This is a genomic window from Mesorhizobium sp. M0663 (genome assembly GCF_040320585.1).
Lineage (GTDB): Bacteria > Pseudomonadota > Alphaproteobacteria > Rhizobiales > Rhizobiaceae > Mesorhizobium.
This window is the reverse complement of record NZ_JAMYPX010000004.1, coordinates 229,482-248,342: the sequence shown is the minus strand read 5'-3', so window position 1 is coordinate 248,342 and position 18,861 is coordinate 229,482. Positions and strand designations below refer to the sequence as shown.

21 protein-coding genes are annotated in these 18,861 nt (G+C 61.9%); 10 read left to right on the top strand and 11 right to left on the bottom strand.

Translation table 11 applies throughout. The features are described 5' to 3' along the window. Positions 1-23: 23 nt before the first annotated feature. Positions 24-1,202, top strand: a complete 1,179-nt coding sequence (locus tag NKI54_RS10565; RefSeq protein WP_023677489.1) for an HlyD family secretion protein — start codon at positions 24-26, stop codon at positions 1,200-1,202. A 67-nt stretch (positions 1,203-1,269) separates the two neighbouring features. After that, positions 1,270-2,823, top strand: a complete 1,554-nt coding sequence (locus tag NKI54_RS10560) for a DHA2 family efflux MFS transporter permease subunit (protein ID WP_245274730.1) — start codon at positions 1,270-1,272, stop codon at positions 2,821-2,823. Positions 2,824-2,949: 126 nt separating this feature from the next. On the opposite strand, the gene msrB is transcribed toward NKI54_RS10560, so the two are convergent. The 4 genes from msrB to NKI54_RS10540 all read right to left on the bottom strand — a co-directional run bounded on the left by msrB (position 2,950) and on the right by NKI54_RS10540 (position 5,627). Then, positions 2,950-3,450, bottom strand: coding sequence for a peptide-methionine (R)-S-oxide reductase MsrB (msrB, locus tag NKI54_RS10555; protein ID WP_023677487.1), 501 nt, complete (start codon positions 3,448-3,450; stop codon positions 2,950-2,952). A gap of 174 nt (positions 3,451-3,624) precedes the next feature. Next, entirely contained in the window at positions 3,625-4,182 is a 558-nt protein-coding gene (locus NKI54_RS10550; protein WP_352588546.1) for a fasciclin domain-containing protein, read from the bottom strand. A 204-nt stretch (positions 4,183-4,386) separates the two neighbouring features. Further along, positions 4,387-5,091 (bottom strand): anti-sigma factor, encoded by a 705-nt coding sequence (locus tag NKI54_RS10545; RefSeq protein WP_352635038.1) that lies wholly within the window; start codon positions 5,089-5,091, stop codon positions 4,387-4,389. Continuing rightward, complete coding sequence (locus NKI54_RS10540; RefSeq protein ID WP_023677484.1) at positions 5,088-5,627, bottom strand: sigma-70 family RNA polymerase sigma factor; 540 nt, start codon at positions 5,625-5,627, stop codon at positions 5,088-5,090. The genes NKI54_RS10545 and NKI54_RS10540 overlap by 4 nt, the downstream gene beginning before the upstream one ends. A 126-nt stretch (positions 5,628-5,753) precedes the next feature. Between NKI54_RS10540 and NKI54_RS10535 the strand changes: the two genes are divergently transcribed. Together NKI54_RS10535 and argB are read left to right on the top strand one after the other, a co-directional pair. Further along, on the top strand, positions 5,754-7,250 hold the full coding sequence (locus NKI54_RS10535; RefSeq protein WP_352634817.1) for an amidase: 1,497 nt from the start codon (positions 5,754-5,756) through the stop codon (positions 7,248-7,250). Positions 7,251-7,346: 96 nt separating this feature from the next. Beyond that, on the top strand, positions 7,347-8,240 hold the full coding sequence (gene argB / locus NKI54_RS10530) for an acetylglutamate kinase (protein ID WP_023677482.1): 894 nt from the start codon (positions 7,347-7,349) through the stop codon (positions 8,238-8,240). 16 nt (positions 8,241-8,256) lie between these two features. Here the strand turns inward: argB and NKI54_RS10525 are convergent, their stop codons facing one another. The 4 genes from NKI54_RS10525 to NKI54_RS10510 all read right to left on the bottom strand — a co-directional run bounded on the left by NKI54_RS10525 (position 8,257) and on the right by NKI54_RS10510 (position 12,289). Then, a complete protein-coding gene (locus NKI54_RS10525; protein WP_352634815.1) occupies positions 8,257-9,177 on the bottom strand; it encodes a hypothetical protein in 921 nt (306 codons plus the stop codon). A gap of 143 nt (positions 9,178-9,320) precedes the next feature. Continuing rightward, positions 9,321-10,058, bottom strand: a complete 738-nt coding sequence (locus tag NKI54_RS10520) for a hypothetical protein (RefSeq protein ID WP_352634813.1) — start codon at positions 10,056-10,058, stop codon at positions 9,321-9,323. A 104-nt stretch (positions 10,059-10,162) separates the two neighbouring features. Then, positions 10,163-11,710, bottom strand: a complete 1,548-nt coding sequence (gene bchE, locus NKI54_RS10515; RefSeq protein ID WP_352691425.1) for a magnesium-protoporphyrin IX monomethyl ester anaerobic oxidative cyclase — start codon at positions 11,708-11,710, stop codon at positions 10,163-10,165. Positions 11,711-11,812: 102 nt separating this feature from the next. Next, positions 11,813-12,289 carry an Lrp/AsnC family transcriptional regulator gene (locus NKI54_RS10510; RefSeq protein WP_023677481.1) on the bottom strand — a complete coding sequence of 159 codons (477 nt, stop codon included), beginning with the start codon at positions 12,287-12,289 and terminating at the stop codon, positions 11,813-11,815. A gap of 140 nt (positions 12,290-12,429) precedes the next feature. Between NKI54_RS10510 and phhA the strand changes: the two genes are divergently transcribed. Continuing rightward, entirely contained in the window at positions 12,430-13,263 is an 834-nt protein-coding gene (gene phhA, locus NKI54_RS10505) for a phenylalanine 4-monooxygenase (RefSeq protein ID WP_352568518.1), read from the top strand. Here phhA and NKI54_RS10500 read toward each other — a convergent pair. Continuing rightward, a complete protein-coding gene (locus tag NKI54_RS10500; protein WP_352691423.1) occupies positions 13,258-13,758 on the bottom strand; it encodes a MarR family winged helix-turn-helix transcriptional regulator in 501 nt (166 codons plus the stop codon). The two genes, phhA and NKI54_RS10500, sit on opposite strands and share 6 nt — an antisense overlap. Before the next feature lie 93 nt (positions 13,759-13,851). Here NKI54_RS10500 and NKI54_RS10495 point away from each other — a divergent pair, with 93 nt between their 5' ends. Next, on the top strand, positions 13,852-14,019 hold the full coding sequence (locus NKI54_RS10495; RefSeq protein ID WP_352620599.1) for a hypothetical protein: 168 nt from the start codon (positions 13,852-13,854) through the stop codon (positions 14,017-14,019). Between the two features lie 49 nt (positions 14,020-14,068). Here the strand turns inward: NKI54_RS10495 and NKI54_RS10490 are convergent, their stop codons facing one another. After that, positions 14,069-14,830: a GGDEF domain-containing protein gene (locus NKI54_RS10490; protein WP_352568520.1), complete on the bottom strand. Its 762-nt coding sequence runs from the start codon at positions 14,828-14,830 to the stop codon at positions 14,069-14,071. A gap of 161 nt (positions 14,831-14,991) precedes the next feature. Between NKI54_RS10490 and NKI54_RS10485 the strand changes: the two genes are divergently transcribed. Further along, on the top strand, positions 14,992-15,699 hold the full coding sequence (locus NKI54_RS10485; protein ID WP_023677476.1) for a pyrimidine 5'-nucleotidase: 708 nt from the start codon (positions 14,992-14,994) through the stop codon (positions 15,697-15,699). A 34-nt stretch (positions 15,700-15,733) separates the two neighbouring features. On the opposite strand, the gene NKI54_RS10480 is transcribed toward NKI54_RS10485, so the two are convergent. Beyond that, a complete protein-coding gene (locus tag NKI54_RS10480) occupies positions 15,734-16,573 on the bottom strand; it encodes an LOG family protein (protein WP_352568521.1) in 840 nt (279 codons plus the stop codon). 145 nt (positions 16,574-16,718) lie between these two features. On the opposite strand from NKI54_RS10480, the gene dapD reads away from it, so the two are divergent. From dapD to NKI54_RS10465, 3 genes are read left to right on the top strand one after another with little or no spacing between them, the layout of a single operon-like run. After that, entirely contained in the window at positions 16,719-17,573 is an 855-nt protein-coding gene (dapD, locus tag NKI54_RS10475; RefSeq protein ID WP_352620596.1) for a 2,3,4,5-tetrahydropyridine-2,6-dicarboxylate N-succinyltransferase, read from the top strand. 30 nt (positions 17,574-17,603) lie between these two features. Further along, a complete protein-coding gene (locus NKI54_RS10470) occupies positions 17,604-17,981 on the top strand; it encodes a DUF805 domain-containing protein (protein ID WP_023677473.1) in 378 nt (125 codons plus the stop codon). 21 nt (positions 17,982-18,002) lie between these two features. After that, positions 18,003-18,791: a hypothetical protein gene (locus NKI54_RS10465; RefSeq protein ID WP_352568523.1), complete on the top strand. Its 789-nt coding sequence runs from the start codon at positions 18,003-18,005 to the stop codon at positions 18,789-18,791. The last annotated feature ends 70 nt before the right edge of the window (positions 18,792-18,861 follow it).

The window sequence follows — 18,861 nt, the reverse complement described above, 5'->3', positions numbered from 1 at the left end:
GCCAGTTAATTTAGAGAGATATCATGTCCTCGAACGCGCCCACCAGTGCCGAAGTCCGCCCCTTCCCCAGTGCCAAGGTCCAGCCTGCGATCGAAGCGCCGGAAACCCCTCTCAAGCCCGCCGACGTCACCCCGCTGGCTCCCGCCAAGAAGAAGCGCTCGATGCGCTCGATGTTGCTGCCCATCATCGGCCTAGCCCTGCTGGGCGCCGGCGCCTGGTATGGCTATGATTACTGGACCGACGGGCGCTTCATGATCACGACCGACGACGCCTATGTTCAGGCCGACACGGCGTTCATCTCGCCAAAAATCTCGGGTTATGTCGATCAGGTCAAAGTGACCGAGAACCAGCAGGTGAAGGCCGGCGACCCGCTGCTGATCGTCGATGACGGCGACTACAAGATAGCCGTTGCCCAGGCCGAGGCGCAGATCGCCACGTTGAGCAAGACGCTCGACCGCATCGATGCCCAGACCGAAGCGGCGCGCGCCTCGCTCAAGCAGGCGCAGGCGCAGAAGACCGCCGACCAGGCCGCGGCCGATAATGCGAAGCGAGCTCAGGTTCGTGCCGCCCAGTTGCTCAAGACCCGCGTCGGTACCCAGGCCCAGTTGGACGATGCCCAGACGGCGGTCGAGCAAGCCAATGCCGCACTAGCCGGCGCCGACGCGCAGATCGCGGCGGCTCAGGCCAATATCGGCGTGCTTCAGGCGCAGCGGGCGGAATCGGCAAGCACGCTGGCCTCGCTGCAGCTTGCCCACGACAAGGCGGTGCGGGATCTGTCCTTCACCGTGCTGCGCGCACCCTATGACGGCGTGGTCGGCAACCGCTCGGTCGAGCAGGGCGACCTGATCAGCCCCGGACAGAAGCTCGCCGTCATCGTGCCAATGGACAAGCTCTACATCGTCGCCAACTTCAAGGAGACCCAGCTTGCCCGGCTGGTGCCTGGTGAAAAGGTCAGAGTGTCGGTCGACGCGATCGACGGTCAGGACATCGAGGGTACCGTGTCGTCGCTGGCCCCGGCTTCGGGAGCAGTGTTCTCGCTGCTGCCGCCGGAGAACGCCACAGGCAATTTCACCAAGGTGGTGCAGCGCGTTCCGGTTCGCATCGACGTGCCCGCGGATGTGCTGAAGACGGGCAAGCTGCGCGCCGGCCTGAGCGTCGTCGTCGCCGTCGACAGCCGCACGGCGCCTTCGGCATCGAAGTAAAGCGGAACCGGGAGCAAAGGTCATGGCGACCGCAACCCTAACTGCAGGATCGGCGCCGACGCCAGCCATGCCGGTGCCGGTTGACCACATCTCGACACGCCGCGTCATCGCCTTCCTGGCAATGGTGTTCGGCATGTTCATGGCCATCCTGGACATCCAGATCGTCTCGGCCTCGCTGGCCGAGATCCAGGCGGGCCTGAGCGCCAGTTCGGACGAGATTCCTTGGGTGCAGACGGCGTATCTGATTGCCGAGGTGGTGATGATCCCGCTGTCGGGCTTCCTCAGCCGGATGCTGTCGACGCGGGTGCTGTTCACAATCTCGGCGGCAGGTTTCACCGCGGCCAGCGCGCTGGCGGCGACCGCAACCAATATCGACCAGATGATCGTCTACCGCGCCGTGCAGGGCTTCATCGGGGGCGGCATGATCCCGAGCGTCTTTGCAGCCGCCTTCACCATCTTCCCGCCGTCGCGTCGCGCCATCGTCTCGCCGATGATCGGCCTGGTAGCGACGCTGGCGCCAACCATCGGCCCGACCGTCGGCGGCTATATCAGCCATGCCATGTCCTGGCACTGGCTGTTCCTGGTCAACGTCGTGCCCGGCATTCTGGTGACGACGGCCGCCTGGTCGCTGATCGACTTCGACAAACCCAATCTCAAGCTGTTCAGCAAGTTCGACTGGTGGGGGCTTGCCGGCATGGCCGCCTTCCTCGGCTGCATGGAATATGTGCTGGAGGAAGGTCCCAACAACGACTGGCTGCAGGATCAGGCGGTGTTCATCTGCGCCGTCATCATGACCTTCGGCGCGGTGCTGTTCTTCTGGCGCGTGTTCACCGCCGAGGAGCCGATTGTCGATCTGAGGGCTTTCAGCAATATCAATTTTGCCTTCGGCTCGCTGTTCTCCTTCGTCGTCGGCATCGGCCTCTACGGTCTGACCTATCTTTATCCGGTGTTCCTGGGGCGGATCCGCGGCTACGATTCGATGATGATCGGCGAGGCGCTGTTCGTCAGCGGCCTGGCCATGTTCTTCACTGCGCCGATCTCCGGCATCCTGTCGAACAAGATGGACCCGCGCATCATGATGATGATCGGCTTCTTCGGCTTCGCCACGGGGACCTGGTGGATGACGCATCTCACCGCCGACTGGGATTTCTATGAACTGCTGATCCCGCAGATCCTGCGCGGCTGCTCGATGATGCTTTGCATGGTGCCGATCAACAACATTGCGCTCGGAACCTTGCCGCCGGAGCGGCTGAAGAATGCGTCTGGCCTGTTCAACCTGACCCGCAATCTCGGCGGCGCCGTCGGCCTGGCAGTCATCAACACCGTGCTGATCGACCGCAATGCCTTCCACTACGCCAGGCTCTCCGAGCACGTGCAATGGGGAAGTGCCGCTGCGCAGCAGAAGCTGCAGAACATGACGCTCAACTTCGAGCAGACCGCCGGGCTCGACGCCTCCAAGGCGGCCATCTCCAAACTGTCAGGCATGGTCCAGCAGCAGGCGTCGCTGCTGTCGTTCATGGACGTATTCTTCATGCTGACGGTTTTGTTCGCGACGCTTGGGCTCTTCACCCTGGTGATCCGCAAGCCAGCCGCTCAGGGCGGCGGTGGCGGAGGCCATTGAGGCGCGCTGGATCCCCCGCCTGGCGCCCTCGCGCATGACCCCGAAAAGCGATTTTCGGGGTCATGCGCAAAATCAACCATTACGAAGTCCTCTCGCGCTCCGACAAAGTCAGGGTCGCAGCCGTCCTCACGCCGTCGCCGGCTTGAAGGTCAAGGCAACGCCATTGATGCAGTGTCGCAACCCGGTCGGCGGCGGACCGTCGTCGAATACGTGGCCGAGATGGCCGCCGCAGCGGCGACAATGGACCTCCGTGCGGGTCATGCCCAAAGACCTGTCCACGGTCTTGCCGACGGAATTCGGGATTTCCTGCCAGAAGCTCGGCCAGCCAGTGCCGGAATCGAACTTGGTCTCTGACGAATAGACCGGCAGGCCGCAGCCGGCGCAAGCGAAGATGCCTTTGCGGTGCTCGTTGAGCAGCGGACTGGTGCCCGGGTATTCCGTGCCCTCCTTGCGCAGCACATTGAAGGCCGCGTCGGACAGGATGGCGCGCCACTCGGCTTCGGTCTTGGTAACCTCGAAAGTCTCAGCCGCGCGTGCATCCTGGGCTCCGCCCATGCGCAGCGCGGTGGCGCCTGCGACAACGCCAATGGCTGCCGCACCACTCAAAAGAAGCTCGCGACGGTTCATGGCCATTCCTCCTGTCATTGCTTGTGCCAAATTCGACCGCCACACGGAAATCAAAAGCCGGTGACGATCGCTGTCCTCAAAGCGGGACTCCGCGCCTATCCACATCTTGCGTGAACGGCGCGGAGTGTGCGCAGGGAGGCCCTTAGTGATATCTTCGCCGGCAGCGTGCGTTTGTTACATCTTCGGCAGGAGAACCTTGTCGACGACGTGGATGACGCCGTTGGACTGCTCGACATCGGCGATGGTCACATTGGCGACGTTGCCGTTCTCGTCGGTCACGGTGACCTTGCCGCCGTCGGCCTTGAGCGACAGTTCGCAACCACCGACCGTCTTGACCTTGTGGGTGCCGCCGTCGTTCTTGACCATCTTGGCGACGTCGGCGGCCATCGCTTTGGCGCCGATGACATGGCAAGTCAGGATCTTGACGAGCTTGTCCTTGTTTTCAGGCCTGAGCAGCGTCTCCACCGTGCCGGCTGGAAGTGCCGCAAAGGCCTCGTTGGTCGGCGCGAACACAGTGAAGGGGCCAGCGCTTTGCAGCGTATCGACCAGGCCGCCTGCCTTGACGGCAGCGACCAGCGTCGTGTGGTCCTTCGAGTTGACAGCATTTTCGACGATGTTTTTCTGGGCATACATGGCGGCGCCGCCGACCATCGGATTTTGAGCATAGGCAATGGTGGCGAGCGCGGAAATGGCGACCGTGCCGGCAAGCAAAATGGTGGCGAATTTACGCATAATTTCAATCTCCTCGGGTTATTGTTCCCCTCATTTGGGAACGCAAGGAGATACGCGATAGAAATGCTGGAGTTTCGCCCTCTCCGCAAAAAAATATTTGTCGCTGCAATTTGCCCGGCGCGGATCGACAGCCGCCAACAAGCTTTGCAGGCGTTTAAATCGCGGGAGATAGATTTAAGGTCTGCTTCCGGAGATGAGAAGCGGTCAGATGCTCTTCAGATCGCCCGCTGCGACCACCGGTCCAGTCGGCTGGCCGGTCGGTGAACCGCCGGCAGGCTCAACGCTGACCGCAAGCACGGCGCCTTGCGCCAATTTCTCCTGGACGGCGGGCGGGATGGCCAAATGCGCGGTCGCACCGGCCGGGATGACGCCCATCGACACCGGCGCCTTCTTGCCTTCGATCATCCACAGCTCGAAGTCCTTGCCGGCGGCCCGCTCGCCGGAAACGTGGGAAAGACCGACCTCGTGACGGGCGGCATCGTAGACGACGAGATATTTGACGTCGCTGCCTTCGGCCGCCAGCGAGGCGACAAGCCGCGCCTGCGGCGGTTCGGTGGACGGGCGGAAGTAAGGCACGGCGATGTAGATCGCCAGCGCCGCAATGGCGGCGGCGGCAAGACCGCGCCAGAAGCCAAGGCTCGACCACAGGCCGGCGCGCGGCTCTGCAGCGAACAGCCGGCGGTCCAATGCTTCCTTGACCCTGATCGGAGGCTCTGTCTCCGGATAGGCGGCGGCCATCGGCGAAAGATGCGCCTCCCAGGCATCGACAAGGCGCGCGAAGGCGGCGTCCGCATCGATGCGGCGCGACGCGATCTCGCGTTCATCGGCGGCCAGAACGCCAAGAACGTATTCGGCGGCGAACAGGTCGTCGCCCCCACGTTCCTGTCCGTTGTCGTCAGCCAGCGTCATCTTTCCAGGCATTCTCTCAGTTTCAACAGGCTGCGCCGCAGCCAGGTCCGCATCGTGTTCAGCGGTACGCCATAGCGCTCCGCCAGTTCGGCATAGCTTTTGCCATCCAGATAGGCGCCCCGGACGGCCGCCGCCCGATCCTTCTCCAATTCCTTGAGACAATGGTAGATGCGTTCGGACTCACCGCCCGCCACGGCCATGGCCTCCGGCCCCGGCGCCGGATCGGCCACGTCGAGCGCGGCATCGATATAGGCGGCAGGCTCTCGCCGCGCTCTGATCCGATCGATCGCATGATTGCGCGCAATGGCCACCAGCCAGGAGATCGGGCTCAGATCCGAAACGGCGAAACGGTCCGCCTTCGTCCATATCTTGACGAAGACCTCTTGAAGCGCCTCTTCTGCATCTCCCCGATCCTTCAATACACGAAGGCAGACGCCGAAAAGTTTCGCGCTGGTCTGCCGGTAGAGCAGATCGAACGCAGCCCGGTCCTTCATCGAAGTCCGGACAATCAGGTTGCTGATGTCCTGCGGCGTCATCCGCCGCCAAATTAGGCGATTGCAATGTATTTGCAACGACTGAAATGGTCTTGCGCACCGGCAGCGCCAGCGTCGATTGCCAATGAAATCGCCGCCCGCTAGCTTGCAATGAGCGGGAGGGCGACCATGTCGATCGAGCGGGTTCTGTGGGAGCATGACGCAACCGGCCAGGCCGCACTCGTGCGCAAGGGAGAGATCACACCGCAAGATCTCGTCGATGCGGCGATCGCCCGGGCCGAGGCCACCCTGCCGGAGATCAACGCCATCGCCGAACCGCTTTTTGAGGCGGCGCGGGCGCGAGCGAAAACCGTCGACCACAAGCTGCCGCTTGCCGGAGTGCCCTTTGCGTTGAAGGACCTCGGCATCGCCATGAAGGGCGTGCCGACGCATGGCGGCAGCCGCATCCCGGCTTTCACCCCCGATTTCAGCTCGGTGATGACGGAACGCTATCTGGCCGCCGGCCTGATCCCGATCGCCACCAGCACCGCACCCGAACACGGGCTGAGGCTGGTGACCGAGTCGGTGGCTTACGGCGTCACCCGCAATCCATGGAACACCGCGCACACGACCGGCGGTTCCTCGGGCGGTGCGGCTGCGCTGGTCGCGGCCGGCGTCGTGCCGGTGGCGCATGCCTCGGATGGCGGCGGCTCGATCAGGGTGCCTGCGGCTTGTACCGGGCTGATCGGGCTGAAAACCTCGCGCGGCCGCGTACCCTTGACGCCGCTCGTCACCGAAAGCTGGTACGGCTTCGTCGTCGACCATGCGTTGGCCCGCTCGGTGCGCGATACGGCCCTGCTGCTCGACCTGACCCACGGGCCCGACCCGCTGTCGCCCTACGCGGCACCCTCGCCGAACGGCAGTTTCACTGCGGCCGCCGGGCGCGATCCGGGCAAGCTCAAGCTCGCCTTCTATCGAAAATCGCCGCTCGGCCTGCCGATATCGGAAGAGACGTTGAAAGCTCTGGATGCGGCGATCGGGCTGGCGCGCGAAGGCGGACACAGCGTCGAGGAGATCGACCTGCCCTATATCGATCGCGATTTCATCGCCGATTTCGCCAGAACCGTCGCTGCGGCGGTGGCCGGCACGATGCGTGGCGAGGCCTTGCGCGTCGGCCGCTCCATCTCAGGCGACATCGAACGCGCCACGCGCGTGATGAGCCGGTTCGGTGAAATTCTCTCGGCCGGCGAAATCTATGCCGGCCTGCAGCGGCTGCACGCAACCTCGCGCCGGCTTATCACCGAAACCGCGCATTATGATGCAGTGCTGATGCCTGTCATCGCGCACCCGCCGCTCGCCTGCGGCACCATGGACCCGAAAGGCGCCGACGAATTCATCGAGAATGTTCTGGACAGACTGCGCCTCGCCGGCCTGCTGAAGTTCAAGCCGCTATTCGGCCAGCTGATGGACAAGAGCCTGTGGTTCACCCACTGGCCGGCGATCCAGAACGTCAGCGGGCAACCGTCGATCACGCTTCCGGTTTACGTCACCGATGCCGGCCTGCCGCTCGGCGTCCAGGCCGCCGGCCGCCCCGGCGACGAGGAAACGCTTTTGTCGTTCGCCGCGCAGATGGAAAGGATCTCGGGCTGGTTGGGCCGACGGGCGCCGCTGCAGCGGCCGGCATAGGCGGTGATTTGATCGATCGTGACAGCAAAGCCGTTTGCCCCCTCGTCCAATTCCCGCTAAGACGCCGCCGTTCATGCCAAGCTGGGAACCACGCCGATGACGGATGTCGCCGCCACCGCCGAAATGCAGGCCGCGCTGCTTTCAAGGGCGCTGCCCTATATGCAGCGCTACGAGAACAAGACGGTCGTGGTGAAATATGGCGGCCACGCGATGGGCGACATCGCGCTCGGCAAGGCTTTCGCCCGCGACATCGCACTTTTGAAACAATCCGGCGTCAACCCGATCGTCGTGCATGGCGGCGGGCCGCAGATCGGCGCCATGCTCAGCAAGATGGGCATCGAATCCAAATTCGAGGGCGGCTTGCGCGTCACCGACCAGAAGACCGTCGAGATTGTCGAGATGGTGCTGGCCGGGTCGATCAACAAGGAGATCGTCGCGCTGATCAATGCCGAGGGCGAGTGGGCGATCGGCCTGTGCGGCAAGGACGGCAACATGGTGTTTGCCGAAAAGGCGCGCAAGACCATGATCGATCCGGATTCCAACATCGAACGGGTGCTCGACCTGGGCTTCGTTGGTGAGCCTGTCGAGGTCGACCGCACATTGCTCGACCTCCTGGCGCGGTCCGAAATGATCCCGGTGCTGGCGCCGGTGGCGCCCGGCCGCGACGGCCATACCTACAACATCAACGCCGACACTTTTGCCGGCGCCATCGCCGGCGCCTGCCAGGCGACGCGCCTGCTGTTCCTTACCGACGTGCCCGGCGTGCTCGACAAGGACAAGAAGCTGATCGACGAGCTGACCGTGGCCGAGGCCAAGGCCCTGATCAAGGACGGCACGGTCTCGGGCGGCATGATCCCCAAAGTCGAGACCTGCATCGAGGCAATCGAGCGCGGCGTCGCAGGCGTCGTCATCCTTAACGGCAAGACGCCGCATGCGGTGCTGCTCGAGCTGTTCACCGAACACGGCGCCGGCACGCTGATCGTGCCGTGATTGGCGGCCTCGGGATTCAATCGTCTTTGAGCAGGCTTCGCGTCAAATCCTCTTCGTTTGGCATGCTTCCGTGCAGCAGGATTGCTTGTAGCGCGTCGCGTAAGAGCAACCAAGCCCGCGCCCAATTCTCCATGCTAACCGGCTTTTGTGAACCATGAGAAATCCTGCTGCGGTCCCCATAACTTTTTTTCGCGGCCTCATATGTGACGGAACGGGAATTGAGCGGGGCTAGTAGCTCCGCTAACAGCAGAGATGTTCGAAACGTTATCTCGGTGCTTATCGATGGAAAAAGGCCTTCGATTCCCTGCCAGATATGAAGGATCGAGCTCCCCAGATCAGGGATTAGCGGGGCTTTGACCAAGGCACGGCGCGCCGCGCGCAGTACGGGCGTCTCTTTTTCGAAAGCGAGCCACTTTGTCATATCTTGGGCGACCCCATCGGCGACACCCTCACTTACGTTTCGGGTAAATTGACCCGGTTCGCCGACGATGCATACAAAGGATAGCTCATGCGACCAGGTCTCAACCCGCGCGGTCGCGTGCGTGATTCCTTCGCGCATTCCTTCGTGCATTGTCGCTTGATGGCCGGATGAGCGGGCGTTTATGCCGGCGTAAGCGTTGAGCGACGTGTTGCAACCAAACGGCGCGACTGTGGGGCAAGTCCCACGAAGGTATAGCATCGCGCGGTACGCATCGATGCGATCGGCGGCCTCGGGAAAATCTCTGCCAGTAGTCTCAAATTCGAGATTTACGCTTTGCAGAAAGACTTGCATCAGCTCGGCCGGCACCCTGATGGGATGATGTTCCGCGACGAGGGAATACAAATCGAAGATCGGGACCTCCCATTTGCGCTTGTGCACGCGTACGAGGTCGTTGCCGCACACATCCCCCTCGAATTCAGGGAGCAGCCAGGTTATGGGGAAAAAGAAGTTCGGCATGGGGATATTATAACCTAATGCCCCATTTGCGGCATCGGAAGTTCAAGCGCGCAGTGCTAATTACCTGGACGCGTCGGCGACCAAGCGCCGCGTGAAGCTACAAAGGGAATAGAGAGCCTCTCGCCACTATCGGCAAAAACCGATTAAGCGACCAGATCCGTTGCGCGGCAAAGGCCCTTGGCCTGCACTTGATCGTCAATGTGACGGGCCAAGGCGCATATCGCGTGCCTCGCATCGTTCACGAATGGGAAATCAAGTTTAATGCGCCCTTCCGATATCGCGATTGCAGCGTATTTCGCAGTATAAGCCGCATCTATTTTACCGTCGTTGTGAACAATTATGTGCCGCGCGTCCAGGAAGGGCATGGCGGCATCAATCGTCACCTGCGTCAATTCCAGGCCCAGTCGTTTGTCTATTTTTTCGATTAGCTTGATCGTGCTCCGCTCATTTTCCAGGGAACGGAAGATCGTCTCGGAAACCTTTTTGATCATCTCATTCCAAGAACCCGTCGCGAGAAGGTCGCTTAGTTTAATATCGACCTTGAGGTCACCGATTATGCGTGCAGGATCGAAGCCAGCGAGAGCGGCGACGCCTACGATCGAAGTCAAGAACTCGCCAAAATCCTCGTAAGCATCCTTGATGAAGGACCCATAGACAGTCCTTTTGAGATGGATACCCACGATTTTCCGGGAAGTCTTTGTGTTTACCCTGCCATCGAGTTTTTGATGAGTATGGGGGTTCGCATTGATAGCGACGGCCACCGTTTGGTTACTGTCCGGCGTTTGATTGATAAATTTATTGAGTAGTACATTTGAAAGCTCAAGGTCCGTCTCGTACGCGGCGATTCGAGCAACAAATCTCTGATGCACTTTCGTCTGCATGCGGCCCTCCCCATTCTCCATCGCACATATCAGTTTGCGCACCGCATCGCACTTTATCTCTAGAGGTCGCGCGAGCGGTCGTACGTCATGCGCATAGTCAGGTATCAGGCGCCGGGCGAGATCGCGACGACTGTTTCTACCGCCTTGCGGGCCGGGCGCGCGACCACCATCGATTCCTCCTCCTCGTCTTGCGGCGCGCCCCAGAATTCGGCGAGCGTCGGGCCATTTTTCAGGCGGCGGTCGCGGACCAGAAAGCCCCAGACTTCGCGGAACCAGACGCGGCGGCCCATTTTGGTGTACCAGCGCATCGAATGCCGTTGCTCCGGATCCTTGTGGAACAGGATGCGCGCCAGCGCCTTGGGCCGCGACTGCACGGCCAGTTCGATCAGCTTGACGGCGAAGAACAACATCCACGGCTTGAGGCGCGTCATCCGCAGCACCTGGTGCTTGTAGTCCCACAGGCGGGCGTCCAGCTGGATCACCTTGCGGTCCCTGGCAATCCTGAAGAACGGCGTCCAGCGGTGCGGCGTTACATAGAGCGCCTGGATCTGGTCGGGGTCATAAGCGATCAGCTGGCGGAAGCCGCGCCAGAGGTCGCGCAAACTTTCGTCCTCGAAACCGGCCACCCAGGTCGCCATCGACAAGATGCCATTGAGGCGCAGCAGCCGTATCGCCTCGCGGTCGGACGAGGTGCTGCCGCCCTTGCGGATCAATGCAAGCGTCTGCTCGTCGGTATTTTCCATGCCAAGCAGCCAGCGGATGACGCCGGCCTGGCGATAGAGATGCAGGCTGTCGGCGTCGCGGACGATGTCGTCGGCGCGGGTGGAGCCGACGATCAGCACCGGCACATTCTCGGCGATCATCGCATCGAGAAAGGCGCGCCAGGCTTTTTTGGACGACGTCGGGTTCTCGTCGGCAAGGTTGATCAGCTCGACGCCATGCTCGCGGTATAGCCAGGCAATCTCCCGCGCGAACTTCCCGGGGTCGCGGTGCCGCCAGCGCGTCCAGAAGCCGCGCTGGCCGCAATAATTGCACAGATGTGGGCAGCCTCGCGAGAACTGCATGACCACCGCACGCTGGCCGCCCCAATAGCTGTAGCGACTGAAGTCGATCAGTTCCCAGCCAATGCGGTAATCGTCGAAATTGGCGATCGTCCTTGCCGGCCGGGTGGCAAAAGGACGGCGCAAATCGTCAGGAAAGGCGATCCCCGCCACGTCCGAGAGCGGCTTGCGTTTCTCAAGCGCTTCGACCAGCGCGACGATTGTCGCCTCGCCCTCGCCGCGCACGATGAAGTCGAAGGCATGCGTTTCGGCCAGTATGTCGCGCCAGTGATAGGTCGGAAACACGCCGCCATAAATCAGGATTGTCGCTGGCTCGATGTCCTTGACCATGCCGGCGATCAGCAGGGCTGTCGGATGTGCAGAGGTCGAGCCGGAATGGCCGATCAGAATGCAGTCGGGATGGTCGCTCAAGGCGTCCCGGACCAGCGTGGCAAGCGGCATCGGCCCGAATTCGGCATCGACGAGCCGCACCTCGTGTCCCGCGTCGATCAGCGGACCGCCCAGTGCCAGCAAACCGAGCGGCGGCAGATGGTCGTCCGGCACACGGCTGCCGATGGCGGTATGCGGCGGGTTGATCAGGACGATTTTCATGGCGGGCCTTTTGCAATGGCGGTCCGCATGTCGTAGTCGGCGATCTAGCTCTGGAGATTGGCCAGCTTCAGCAGTTCGTGTGCAGCTTTTCCGCAGAAATGCCTATCGTCTGAGATGTGCAAGCGGGACATGGCCAGGCCCCTTGATGTTCTGCAGCACAAGCTGCGTGTGTACGTCGCGCACGCCTTCGAGCCGCATCAGCCGGTGCATGACGAAGGCATTGAGCTCGTCGACCGACGGCACCATGACATGCAGCAGGAAATCGTAGTCTCCAGTCATCGTCCAGCACGACGACACCTCGTCCATGCGCTGCACGGCGGCGATAAAGGTTTCGGGCGAGCCGTCGCTGTGGGTTACGAGGCGCACCTGGATGAACACTTCGACCATCAGCCCGACGGCGCGGCGGCTGAGCACCGCAGCAAAGCCCTTTATGATGCCCGCCTGCTGAAGGGCCTCGAAGCGCCGCGCGCAAGGTGTCGTCGACAGCCCAATCTCCTGCGCCAATTCGGAGACCGGCTTGCGCCCGTCGCGCTGCAGGATGTCGAGCATCTTGATCTCGAATTCATCAAACTGAGGCATTTTCACTCTCCCAAAGCTCGATCGTGGAGTCTTTTACCTCCAACCCCGCATTTGAGCCACCATCAAAGCTGATTTGCCTCGCGCCATCCGGCTAGAATTTCCGGCAATCCGCTGATCATGATTTCCAGGGAGAGCAAGCCATGACAATGAACGTTGCCGACTATGCCCGCGAATGCGCTGCGCGAGGCCTTCGCGGCGATTATTCGGTCTGCCGTGCCGATTTCACCGTGGCGCAGGGCTACAATTATAGCGACGAAGAACAGGCGGTGTGGCGCACGCTGTGCGACCGCCAGACGAAGCTGACCAGGAAGCTCGCCCACCATTCCTATCTCGATGGCGTCGCGGCGCTCGGCCTTCTCGACAAGATCCCGGATTTCGGTGCGGTCAGTGAGAAGCTGCGCAAGCTCACCGGCTGGGAGATCGTCGCCGTGCCGGGGCTCATCCCCGCCCAGCCGTTCTTCGACCACCTCGCCAACCGCCGCTTCCCGGTCACCAACTGGCTGCGAACCCAAAAGGAGCTCGACTACATCGTCGAGCCCGACATGTTCCACGATTTCTTCGGTCACGTGCCGATCCTGACGCAGCCGGTCTTTGCCGACTTCATGCAGATGTATGGCAAAAAGGCCGACAGCGTGATTGCGCTCGGCGGCGACGAGATGATCACCAGGCTTTACTGGTACACCGTCGAATACGGGCTGATACGCGAGCCGGGCCAGCCGCTGAAGGCTTTCGGTGCCGGGCTGATGTCATCCTTCACCGAGCTTCAGTTCGCGGTCGAAGGCGGCGAGGCGCACCATGTCCCCTTCGACCTGGAAACTGTAATGCGCACCGGCTACGAGATCGACAAGTTCCAGCGTGCCTATTTCGTGCTGCCGTCGTTCGACGCCCTGCGTGATGCTTTCGAGACCGCCGATCTTGCGGCGATCGTGGCGCGCCGCAAAGGCGAGCCAGCGCTCGACCCGGCGAGCCTATAGGCTGTCGGTTATTTCCAACGCCTCGGCCTTCAGCCGGGCCAGCTGGTCGCGCTGAAGGTCGAGCGACGCCGTAACGAAGCGCAGGATCGTGGCGAGTTCAGTGTCGCTGAATGTGGCGATCACCTTTTCCCCCTCCTGCGCGATCGCGCCATAATAGCGCGTCGATAGTTCTCGCGTGAGTTCCGTCGCCTCTATGACCACCTTGCGCCTGTCCTCGAGGCTGCGCGTTCGTGTCAGCAGGCCGCGTGCCTCCAGCCGGTCGATCAGCGCGGTGACCGCGGCCGGCGTCAACCCTGTTGCGGCCGCGACCTCGCCAGCCGATCGCGGGCCGCCATAGAGCAGCGCCAGGCAATGGCGTTCCGCCATACTCAGCCCAAGCCTATCGCCCACTGCCTCGTCATAAGCCTGCGTCGCGTCCTGCCAGCCCATAATGGCAAGGCTGATGGCGGTCTTCATGTCGGCCCGATTCATGCTTGACGAATTTATTTCGATCATCTAACTATCAATCTGCCTAACATTACGGCCATTATAGTAATATGCTGCATCAGGCGCAAGGCAAGGCCTGTCGCAGCCTGCAAGGAGTGAAACATGAATCAGACCCCAATGCGCGGCCTACTCACACCGGCTGAGGAGTTCAAATATGCCAAGCTGGCGATGGAGTGGTATGGCTGGGGCTCTCCCATTGGCCTTGGCATCGCTCTGGTCGCGCTGGCGGCGGCCGCCCTGCTGTTCCGCCTCGCCATCTTCGGATTTTGACAGTCTGGCAGCGGCGCGGTTGAATGCAGCAGAAGGCTTAGGGCCGAGCTCAGGCGGCTTCGGAAATATCGCGGTCGATGATCGACAGATTGCGGCCGCGATGCTTGGCCTCGTAGAGCCGCTGGTCGGCGGCGCGCATCAGCTCCGAAACTGCGGCGTCTCTGCCGCAGGTGATGCCGCCAATACTGACTGTCAGCGGAACCGTTCGTTCGTCGACGGGCCGGAAACGGATACGCTCGACTTCACGCCGGATGCGCTCGGCGACGCGCCTGGCCTCGTGTTCGGTGGCACCAATCAGAAGGGCGCAGAATTCCTCACCGCCGATGCGGCCAAGCACGTCGCCGCTGCGCACGCCACGCTCTATCGCGTTTGCGATCAGGAGCAGCGCATCGTCGCCGATCAGATGGCCGTAGCTGTCGTTGATGGTCTTGAAATGGTCGGCATCGACGATCAGCAATGCCCCGCGATCGGATTTGCGCCGGGAGCCGTCGAGAGCGGCAAAGAAACTTTCGCGGTTGAGCATGCCCGTCATGTCGTCGCGGCTCGCCTTTTCCGCCAGGCGCCTGTGCGCGGCGGCGAGTTGGGCATGGGCGCGGGCGAGCTCGCGATGCGCGGTCTGCAACCTTTCGCCCTGCCAGAAGGTATAGGCGCCGACGCTCCAGGCAAGCGCGAGCGGGCACACGGTGGATGTCAGCCAGATGGTGCGATTGATCGGAAACCCCATTGCCGGCACGACGATCAGCGTCAGCAAAAGCGAGACCGCGACGGAGGCGAAAGCGATGGCGGCAGACTTTAGAAATATGCGATTCATCGCTTGCTCCCACTGGTCCGTCTTGGTTCCAGCAAAGCGCTGAATGTCACCTTTCGGCGATCCTTAAGATTTTAATCATGGCGCCATTTTTACCACCCAGGGCGCGCATAGGTTGTGGATAAACCTCCTGTTAGAAAGATCGTTTCGTGCCATAAGGACGTATGACCACACTTCCCGACCCCGCCCGCTTTGCCCATGTCACCGACTGGGTGTTCGATCTCGACAACACGCTTTATCCGCATCATTCGAATCTGTTTTCGCAGATCGATGTGAAGATGACCGCCTACGTCGGAGAATTGCTGACGCTGCCGCGCGAGGAAGCACGCAAGCTGCAAAAGGAGCTCTACCGCGAATATGGCACGACGCTGAACGGATTGATGACGCGCCACGGCATCGACCCCGATGATTTTCTCGAGAAGGTCCACGACATCGATTATTCCTGGCTGGTTCCAGATCCCGTCCTAGGCACCGCCATTCGCCAGCTTCCCGGCCGTAAATTCATCTTCACCAATGGCGATCGCCGGCATGCCGAACGCACCGCGCGGCAGTTGGGCATTCTCGAGCATTTCGATGATATTTTCGATATCGTCGCAGCCGGACTGAACCCCAAGCCGGCGCGGCAATCGTATGAGAAATTTGCCGAACTCCACGCCGTTACCGGGCAAAATGCGGTGATGTTCGAAGATCTTGCCCGCAACCTGTCGGTGCCGAAATCGCTGGGCATGACCACAGTGTTGGTGGTGCCGCGCAATTTCGAGCCGACCTTCTCGGAAATCTGGGAACGCGACCCGGCCAACGAGGACGATGTGGACTTCGTCACCGACGACCTCGCCGGCTTTCTCACGGCGATCGTGGAAGTCCCTGCTTGAGGCAGCCGGCGCGCTTCAAGTCCTTGCTTGCATGTCAAAGTTTATAGAAGCGGCTGACGATCCCCCAGGCCTCGTCGGCAGTGTCGACGAAATCGATGATATCCTGGTCGCCGGGCGTGATCGTGCCTTGCTCGGCGAGGAAATCGAGGTCGATCGCCCTTGCCCAGAAAGCCTTGCCGAACAGGATGACCGGCACGCGTTCCATGCGGCCGGTCTGGATCAGGGTCAGCGTTTCGAAGAACTCGTCCATCGTGCCGAAGCCGCCTGGAAATACCGCAACGGCCTTGGCACGCATGACGAAATGCATCTTGCGGACCGCGAAATAGTGGAAGTTGAAGCAGAGTTCCGGCGTCACGTAGGCGTTTGGCGCCTGCTCGTGCGGCAGCACGATGTTGAGACCGATCGACGGCGCGCCAACATCGTCGGCGCCACGATTGCCGGCCTCCATGACGCCCGGCCCGCCGCCGGTCACCACGACGAATTCGCGAAAGTACGAGGTGGCCGATTGCTGCGAGCAGAGGCGGGCGAATTTGCGCGCCTCCTCGTAATATTTGCTGTTTTGCTCGAGGTTCTTCTTCTGCGTCTCGTTCTTGGCCGCCCAGGCTTCGCCGCCGGGCTCGGGAATGCGGGCGCCGCCGAACAGGATGACGGTCGATTGGATGCCGCGCTCGGCCAGGATCATCTCCGGTTTCAGCAGTTCGAGCTGCAGCCTGACCGCGCGCAACTCGCGCCGCGTCATGAAATCGGGATCGTTCCAGGCCAGCCGGTATGTCTCCGCGCGCGTTTGCGGCGTGTCCGGCACGCTTCTCGACCGCTCCAGATCCTCGTCCGAATGCGGCAGCGGCGTCCATCCCGTCTTTTCCATGGGAGTCATATTTGCTTTACCCGTCCAATCATTCACCTGCGCCGTCCCGTGACGCTGCCGCGATTGACCCTCCCCAAGCCTTCACATAGGGTCCGCGCGACTTTCAAACAGGTTAAGGCGCCGGCCCTTAACAGCTTGGTAATGGAGCGAATTCATGTCGAAGCCCGATCTCGCGAGCCTCGAGGAGATTATCGAGAACGCCTTCGAGGAACGCGACACGATTTCGACCGCAACCCGCGGCGAGACGCGCGAGGCCATCCAATCGGCGCTCGACCTGCTCGACCGGGGCGTCGCCCGCGTCGCCGAGCGGCAGGCCGACGGCAAATGGCACGTCAACCAGTGGCTGAAGAAAGCGGTGCTGCTGTCGTTCCGGCTCACCCCGATGGAGATCATAAAGGGCGGTCCCGGTCAGGCGGTATGGTGGGACAAGGTGCCTTCGAAGTTCGACGGCTGGAGCGCCGTCGATTTTGAGAAGGCGGGCTTCCGCGCCGTGCCGTCGTCGATCGTGCGCCGCTCCGCCTATGTCGCGCCCGGCGCCGTGCTGATGCCGTCCTTCGTCAATATCGGCGCCTATGTCGACAGCGGCACCATGGTCGACACCTGGGCTTCGGTCGGCTCCTGTGCCCAGATCGGCAAGAATGTGCATCTGTCGGGCGGCGTCGGCATCGGCGGTGTGCTGGAGCCGATGCAGGCCGGCCCAACCATCATCGAGGACAATTGCTTCATCGGCGCCCGTTCCGAAGTGGTCGAAGGCTGCATCGTGCGCGAAGGCTCGGTGCTCGGCATGGGCGTCTTCATCGGCCAGTCGACCAAGATCGTCGACCGCGCCACCGGCGAGATCTTCTACGGCGAGGTGCCGCCTAATTCCGTCGTCGTCGCCGGCTCGCTGCCGGGCAAGCCTTTTCCAAACAACGAGCCCGGCCCCAGCCTCTACTGCGCCGTCATCGTCAAGCGGGTCGACGCCAGAACCCGTTCCAAGACATCGATCAACGAATTGCTGCGCGATTGATCTTTCTCAACGAATACGGACGGAATTCGCTTGCCTGACAGATCAGACCTCATCTGGCTTTTCTTCAGAACTTCGGGCCGCGTCAGCCGCGCGGCCTATTTTCTGGGAGGACTGCTGGTGGCCATCATACAGGCCCTCCCACTCTACCGTTTCACGCTGGTTCCGGAAGGCACTACCGAGAGCAACATGTGGTCGTTCATTTTCTTCATCGCCTTCATTGCCTCGCTTTGGTCGAACGTGGTGCTGGCGGTGAAGCGGTTGCACGACCTCGACAAGCCGGGCGTTGCGGCGCTGGTGCTGTTCGTGCCGGTTGTCTCGATTATCGCTTTCCTCGTGCTTTGCCTATTTCCCGGGCAGCCGGGACCCAACCGCTACGGCAAGCGCACCAACGCACCGGCCGAACCCTGAGCGCCGATCGGATATTTCGTCATGCGCTACCGCTCGCTTGATTCGAAACTGATCCTCGAAACCGCCGAACGGCTGGAAGAGCGCGTCGCCGAGCGTTTTCCCGATGCCGGCTTGCGCGGCGTCGCCGCCGAGCTCGTGTCGCTGTCGCGCGATCTGGCAAAGGCAGCCAAGGCGCTGGAGGCGCCGATCTGGTGGCTGCGCGGCCTCATCATCGCCGCCTTCGTCGTCGGAGCGCTGATGTTCCTGTTCGTCGGCACAATCCTGCCGCTCGGCCGCATCTCGGGAAACCACGATGCCTTCCAGTCGATGCAAGGCATCGAAGCCTCCCTCAACATGATCATCCTCGCGGTGCTGGGCTTTCTGGCCCTGATTCGCTCCGAGGAGCGGATCAAGCGCAAGCGGGTGTTTCGCCAGCTCCACGGGCTGCGTTCGCTGATCCACGTCATCGACATGCACCAGCTGACCAAGGATCCGGCAACGCTTTCAGCCAGTTTCAAGCCGACTGCGCATTCGCCAGCCCGCATCACCAACGCCGCCGACCTTGCCCGCTATCTCGACTACTGCTCCGAGATGCTGTCGATCACCGGCAAGATCGCCGCGCTGTTTGCGCAGTCGGTCAATGACGCCGTGGTCATCGACGGCGTCAACGACATCGAGAACCTGGCTTCGAGCCTCTCGCGAAAGATCTGGCAGAAGATCACGCTGATCGAAACCCCTCATGGGCAGCCGGCACGTGCGGCGAAGACCTATCCCGAGCCGGGTCCGCCGCGTCGGCCTGCAGTCCGCAGACAACCGGGGCCGGCAAGCTAAAACCGGCCATCCGGCGGCAGATCCGCTAGAACGGTTCATCGTTTCGCAGAAACGCCGAACCGCTCTATCT